The organism is Fretibacterium fastidiosum (assembly GCF_000210715.1).
Lineage (GTDB): Bacteria > Synergistota > Synergistia > Synergistales > Aminobacteriaceae > Fretibacterium > Fretibacterium fastidiosum.
In genome coordinates, this window is sequence record NC_021038.1 from 1,978,947 (window position 1) to 1,984,323 (window position 5,377).

Sequence of the window (5,377 nt, forward strand, 5' to 3'; positions counted from 1 at the left end):
ATGCGCTGGGGGATCGGCTGGACGCCGTCCGCCTGGACACTCCGGGCAACGGGGGGGCGTGACGGTGGACCTGGTGCGCGAGACGCGCTGCCGCCTGGACCGTGCGGGCTTCAACGGGGTCCAGATCGTCGTCTCCGGCGGGCTGACGCCGGCCCGCATCGCGGAGCTGGCCGCCGTTGGGGCGGACGTGTTCGGCGTGGGGAGCTACATCGCCCACGCGGAGCCCATGGACATGACCATGGACCTGAAGGAGGTCAGCGGCGTGCCCGTGGCAAAGCGCGGAAGGCTGCCGGGGATACTTGCCAACGACCGCCTCGTTCGTATACAATAGAAAAGTTTTCGGGTCAAGCGCCAGGGACGGAACTTCGGACGCTGCGCCTTCGAGGGATGGCCCCCTGCCACAAATCCCTCCGGAAGGAGTGCGGCGCCGGCGTTATCGCGGTCCCGGGGCGCGCTGCCTGATTTCGGTTCCATAGATCGTTTTTTGCCTCAGGGCACTTCGCTATCCGCGTTTCACAGCATGACGTCCCTCTCCGGGGCGATTTTGAGGAGGAAGCAAGATGGCAGGCAGCAGTTCCTACCTGGTGAAGCCAGGTCAGGTGGAGAGAAAGTGGTACGTTATCGACGCGGCGGATCGGCCGGTTGGCCGTCTGGCGTCCGCGATCGCCCGCATTCTGACGGGCAAGAACAAGCCGACCTACACCCCCCACGTGGACACGGGGGATTACGTTGTGGTGATCAACGCCGAGAAGGTGAAGATGACCGGCAAGAAGGCCACGCAGTCCAAGTGGCACTATCACACGGGGCACCCCGGCGGCTACAGGGCCATCCCCTGGGCGCGGCTGGTGGTGGAGAAGCCTGAATTTCTGCTGGAGCACGTGGTGCGCGGGATGCTTCCCCGCAATCGTCTGAAGTATGCGAGCAAGCTCAAGGTCTATGCGGGCCCCAGCCACCCCCACGCCGCCCAGGCCCCCGAGACGCTTGACGTATAGTTTTTGGACAGGAGGATACTCAGATGAACAGCACTTTTAGTTGGGGGACCGGCCGCCGCAAGAACGCCCTGGCCCGCGTCAGGCTCTGCCCCGGCAGCGGCGAGTTGAAGATCAACGATCGGACGGTGGAGGACTACTTCCCGCGCCTCGTGTGGCAGTCGCTGGCGACGCAGTCGCTCAAGACGGCGGGCCTCGAGGGCAAGGTGGACGTCTTCGTCAACGCATCGGGTGGCGGCCTGTCCGGACAGGCCGGAGCGGTGAGGATGGGGATCGCCCGCGCCCTCATCCGGATGAACCCGGACCTGCGGCCCGTCCTGAAGAAGGAGGGGTTCTTGACGCGCGACCCCCGCATGGTGGAACGCAAGAAGTTCGGCCAGAAGGGCGCTCGCGGCAAGAGGCAGTTCTCGAAGCGTTAAGCGGTTTCGGGACGACCGTTTCAGGGACGAAAAACACGACAGGAGGAACGCCGCTTTTGGGCGTCCTCCTTTTTTTGTTTTTTGCCCTCATGGCGCCCGCCTTCGACAAAAAAGCGGCGGCCCGCAGGCCGCCGCCCGGATCGATCCCGTCGATCCCGCGTTTCAAATCCGGCTATTGACGTTTCTTCCCCGTGCCGTCCTTCAGCTGGCTGCGCCAGGTGAACTGCTGGCGCGAGGCCGCAGCGCCGCTGAGCGGCAGCTCGACCCACCCCCAGGGGGTCACCAGGATGAAGCGCAGCGTCACGCCCTGCTCGGTCAGCGCGTCCACGTGGGCCGCGTAGCGCACGACGTCGTCGAAGATGAAGGTGTCGCTCACGATCCAGACGCGCTTGCAGTTGGGGCGGTTGAAGAGCGCCGCGTAGTCGATGGCCGTGCGCAGGCCGCTCTCGTAGTCCGGGGGCGGCGTCAGGCTCACGACGATCACGTCCGCCCTGCCGTCGGGGCGGTGGGTGTTGGGGATCAGGTCGACGTACTCCTCCAGCTCCTCAAGGCTCTCGAAGAGCGTGTCCACGCCGGGGCCCTCGTCGTCCTCCTCCTCGCCCTCGAACAGGGCCGAGAAGGGGTCGATGCCACGGTTGGCCGGCGCGTTGATGGTGTCCCGCATCCAGCCCTGGATGCGGGAGAGCGCGTCCAGGATGTACTGCGGGTACTCCGTCATGGAGATCGCCGAGATGAGGTCGTTGACGGTCATATCCCTGCCGGAATCGTTCTTCTTTGGGTCCATGGTGTCCTCTCCTTCCCGGACGGGCCGCGTCCGGATACAGTATAGCACAGAGCCCTGGAATGGCGGCGAAGGGGAGCCCTAGGGCAGGAGCAGCTTCGCCGCGATGAGGAGCGTCCCGACGACGGTGCTCAGGACCGTGTGGACCTCGCTCCGGCGGAGGACCGCCCAGCTGAAGGGACCGCGAACCGTCCCCGGCCACGATCGGGGGAAGAAGGCCCCGACGCGCGTCCGATAGGTGCGATACTCCTCCCCGAACTTCTGAAGGAGAAAGGACTCCTCGTGGGGGATGATGACGAGACTGTAGAGGAGGACGAAGCCTGCGAGGAAGGTGCCCGCAGCCCAGGGGCCGGCCATCAGTCCCCAACCCAGCCCGATGAGGCCGTTGCCGAAGTAGAGGGGGTTGCGCATGAGGGCGTAGGGCCCCCAGGTGACCAGCCGCTCCGCGCCCACGGCCTCCCCCCGGTAGCGCCCGATGGAGCCCGCGGCCCAGAGGCGCCACAGCTGCCCCAGCGCCACGGGCACGAGCCCCAGCGCGACGGAGCGCGGCGTCGGGCGCGCGGCGGCCAGGATCAGGAGGAAGAGGGCCGTCCACAGCCCACCCCTCAGCTGGAAGGCCCGCTCGCGAAGCGTCACGGCCGCGGCCCCTTCGCCCTCTGGTCCTTCAGGACCTCCTCCTCCGGCGCGGCCCCCTGGTGCAGGTCCTCCGAGACGCCCCAGCCCAACATGCGCACCACCACCACCACGCCCATGAAGATCGAGAGATACTCCGTGAAGAAGCGCCAGATGATGGCCATGACGCCTGCCATGTTCCAGGGCATGAGCATCCCGAAGAGGAGGGCGCCGCCCCCCTCCGCGACGCCGCTGGCCCCCGGAGTGGGGACGAAGTAGAGGATGAACATGAACACGGCCTGGATGGCCACGGCCTCGCTGTAGCGAAAGGGGAGCCCTACCGCGTGCATCAGGATGGGCAGGACGGTGAAGAGCGCGAGCAGGTGCATGACGGAGAGGGCCGCCGCCAGGAGCAGGTAGAGCCGGCCCGACCGGGACTGGAAGAGCAGTTTGAAGTTCAGGAGGTAGTTGTCCATCTCACGGTCCAGCCACTGAAACGAGCGGATGATCGTCCGCTGGGAGTGCAGGAGCTTCAGACGCCGGCCCCAGAGAATGAGGGCCTTGGCCAGCCGCTTGAAGGCCTTCGGGCGCGCTATGGTGAAGGCGATGAAGACCCAGGTGGCGATGATGACGACGAAGACGTAGGAGACGATGCCCTTCAGGAAGGGGCTGCGTTGCAGGATCGCCGGGTCCATCGCCAGCACGGTGGGCACCACGACGCTCAGGATCAGGACGGTGAGCATCGTGCGCACCAGCGTGATGGCGATGCCCTTCCCGATGGCGACGCCCTTCTTGTACAGGACGTAGACCTGGAAGGGGCCGCCGCCGCTCTGCATGGGGGTGACGGCGCTGCCGAAGTAGTTGAGCCACGTCAGCACGAGCCCCATGGGAAGGCTGACGCGCTCCTGCGCCGCGCAGGACAGGGCGCAGAACCGTCCCGCGTCGCACAGCCAGGTGAAGAGCACGACGCCGAGCGCTCCCAGGAGCGCGAGCTTATCCGCGTGAAGGAGCGAGCGCAGGGTTTCCGCGTTGACGCTCTTTGCGATGATGACCGAGTTCGCGGCGAAAGCCAGCAGGACGAACACGATAAGGCCTTTTCGAAGGGACAAGCGACATTCCTCCAGCAACAAAATTATGACGGGTCGGAGGCGGGACGGGGACGTCAACCGCCGGGGACGTTCCCTCGGCAAAACCGTTCAGGGGGGTGCCGGGCGCTGCGGCCCCTCCGCCCCCGTTTGCGCTCCCCTCCCGACGCGGGGCGAGGTTATCCGAAAAACCTTCAGTATTCTAGCACAAGCGCGCCGCCCCCGCGACGGCCCTCAACTTTTCGCCCCCGCCGCCGATAACCTTAAAGGGATAGCGGGCGGCGCATGAGGTGTAAAATATCGAGAAGTGGCGGACGAGGATGGATCCGCGCCGCCGTCCGAATTTCACATTCAACAGGAGGTTGCTGTCATGGCTTCTACGACCGTGTCGGGCGTTGCGTCGGGGATCGACTGGGAGGGCATCATCAAGAAGATGACCGAGATGGCCTCCAGGCCCGCGCAGGTTCAGGTGAACAAGCGGAAGAACCTGAACAACAAGAAGACCCTCTTTGAGGAAATGAAGGTCGCGATGCAGAAGATGCACTCCTCGATCTCCTCGCTGAAGCTGCCCTCGACCTACCGGGCCAAGGAGGTGAAGGTGGAGCGCGTGGACTCGAACGGGTCCTACAAGGGCGTGCTGACGGCCTCCGTCACGAGCGACGCGGAGGTCAACGTCTACAACCTCGAGGTCCAGCAGCTGGCCAGAGCCCAGCTGCAGCGGTCGAACTCCTTCTCGGACTCTCTGTCCGAGGTCTTCAAAAAAGGCCCTCTGAATGGCCTGACCAGCACCCGCCTTTGGATCAGCTCCGGGGGGCGGAAGGCCCAGGTGGAGGTCCTCGCCTCGGACACCCTGGATTCGCTGGCCAAGCGCATCAACACGACGATCAAGACCATGAACCCGCCCATGGGGGTCACGGCCTCCGTCGTGGACGGGCGGCTGATCCTGAAGAGCGACAAGACGGGCCTGGGGGAGACGACCTCCAAGGAGGTCATCAAGCGCTCCGCCCTGTCTTGGGACGCCCTCTCCACCCTCCCCATCGACCCCTCCACTCTGTCGAACGGCGACGTCATCGTCACGGGGGACGGCAAGACCTGGACGAACGGCAAGGACTTCGACGTGGTGGGGAAGCAGATCCGCTGGCGCGAGTACGACGACCAGACGGCCAAGGCCGGCGACACCTACCACGTGACCTATAGGACGGGGGAGCGCGACCGCTACTCCAAGGAGGTCACCCGGTCCTCGGGGGACCTCCTGGACCGCACCGTGCTGGACTTCGTCCCCAACAGCGCGAACCTGGCCGCAGGCACGTCCAAAATCACGATCAAGGACGAGGACGGGGCCTCCTATGAGTACGGCACCGCCTTCACCCTGGCGGGCAAGTCCATCGTCTGGAAGGGCGACAACCGACCGGCGAACGGCAAGAAGTACACGGTGACCTACGACCCGGCGGAGAACGAGGAGATCACCCTCCAGGTGAAGCGGGAGGACAC

The 5,377-nt window shown here is 65.5% G+C and carries 6 protein-coding genes and 1 pseudogene; 4 read left to right on the plus strand and 3 right to left on the minus strand.

The genetic code is table 11. From position 1 onward, the window contains the following. The 3 genes and pseudogenes from SY1_RS09065 to rpsI all read left to right on the plus strand — a co-directional run. Positions 1–331: pseudogene (locus tag SY1_RS09065) on the plus strand (nicotinate phosphoribosyltransferase); the annotation flags it as partial. A 229-nt stretch (positions 332–560) separates the two neighbouring features. Then, positions 561–992 (plus strand): 50S ribosomal protein L13, encoded by a 432-nt coding sequence (gene rplM / locus SY1_RS09070; RefSeq protein ID WP_015556842.1) that lies wholly within the window; start codon positions 561–563, stop codon positions 990–992. A gap of 23 nt (positions 993–1,015) precedes the next feature. Further along, positions 1,016–1,408 (plus strand): 30S ribosomal protein S9, encoded by a 393-nt coding sequence (rpsI, locus tag SY1_RS09075; protein WP_015556843.1) that lies wholly within the window; start codon positions 1,016–1,018, stop codon positions 1,406–1,408. A gap of 172 nt (positions 1,409–1,580) precedes the next feature. On the opposite strand, the gene SY1_RS09080 is transcribed toward rpsI, so the two are convergent. The 3 genes from SY1_RS09080 to SY1_RS09090 all read right to left on the minus strand — a co-directional run bounded on the left by SY1_RS09080 (position 1,581) and on the right by SY1_RS09090 (position 3,910). Continuing rightward, the gene (locus SY1_RS09080; RefSeq protein ID WP_015556844.1) at positions 1,581–2,192 is read right to left on the minus strand and encodes a hypothetical protein; all 612 of its coding nucleotides are present in this window, start codon (positions 2,190–2,192) and stop codon (positions 1,581–1,583) included. 78 nt (positions 2,193–2,270) lie between these two features. After that, positions 2,271–2,825: a methyltransferase family protein gene (locus tag SY1_RS09085; RefSeq protein WP_208873535.1), complete on the minus strand. Its 555-nt coding sequence runs from the start codon at positions 2,823–2,825 to the stop codon at positions 2,271–2,273. After that, positions 2,822–3,910: a lysylphosphatidylglycerol synthase transmembrane domain-containing protein gene (locus SY1_RS09090; RefSeq protein ID WP_243440650.1), complete on the minus strand. Its 1,089-nt coding sequence runs from the start codon at positions 3,908–3,910 to the stop codon at positions 2,822–2,824. The genes SY1_RS09085 and SY1_RS09090 overlap by 4 nt, the downstream gene beginning before the upstream one ends. A 346-nt stretch (positions 3,911–4,256) precedes the next feature. Between SY1_RS09090 and SY1_RS09095 the strand changes: the two genes are divergently transcribed. Continuing rightward, a partial coding sequence (locus SY1_RS09095) for a flagellar cap protein FliD N-terminal domain-containing protein (RefSeq protein ID WP_208873537.1) occupies positions 4,257–5,377 on the plus strand: 1,121 nt, incomplete at its 3' end.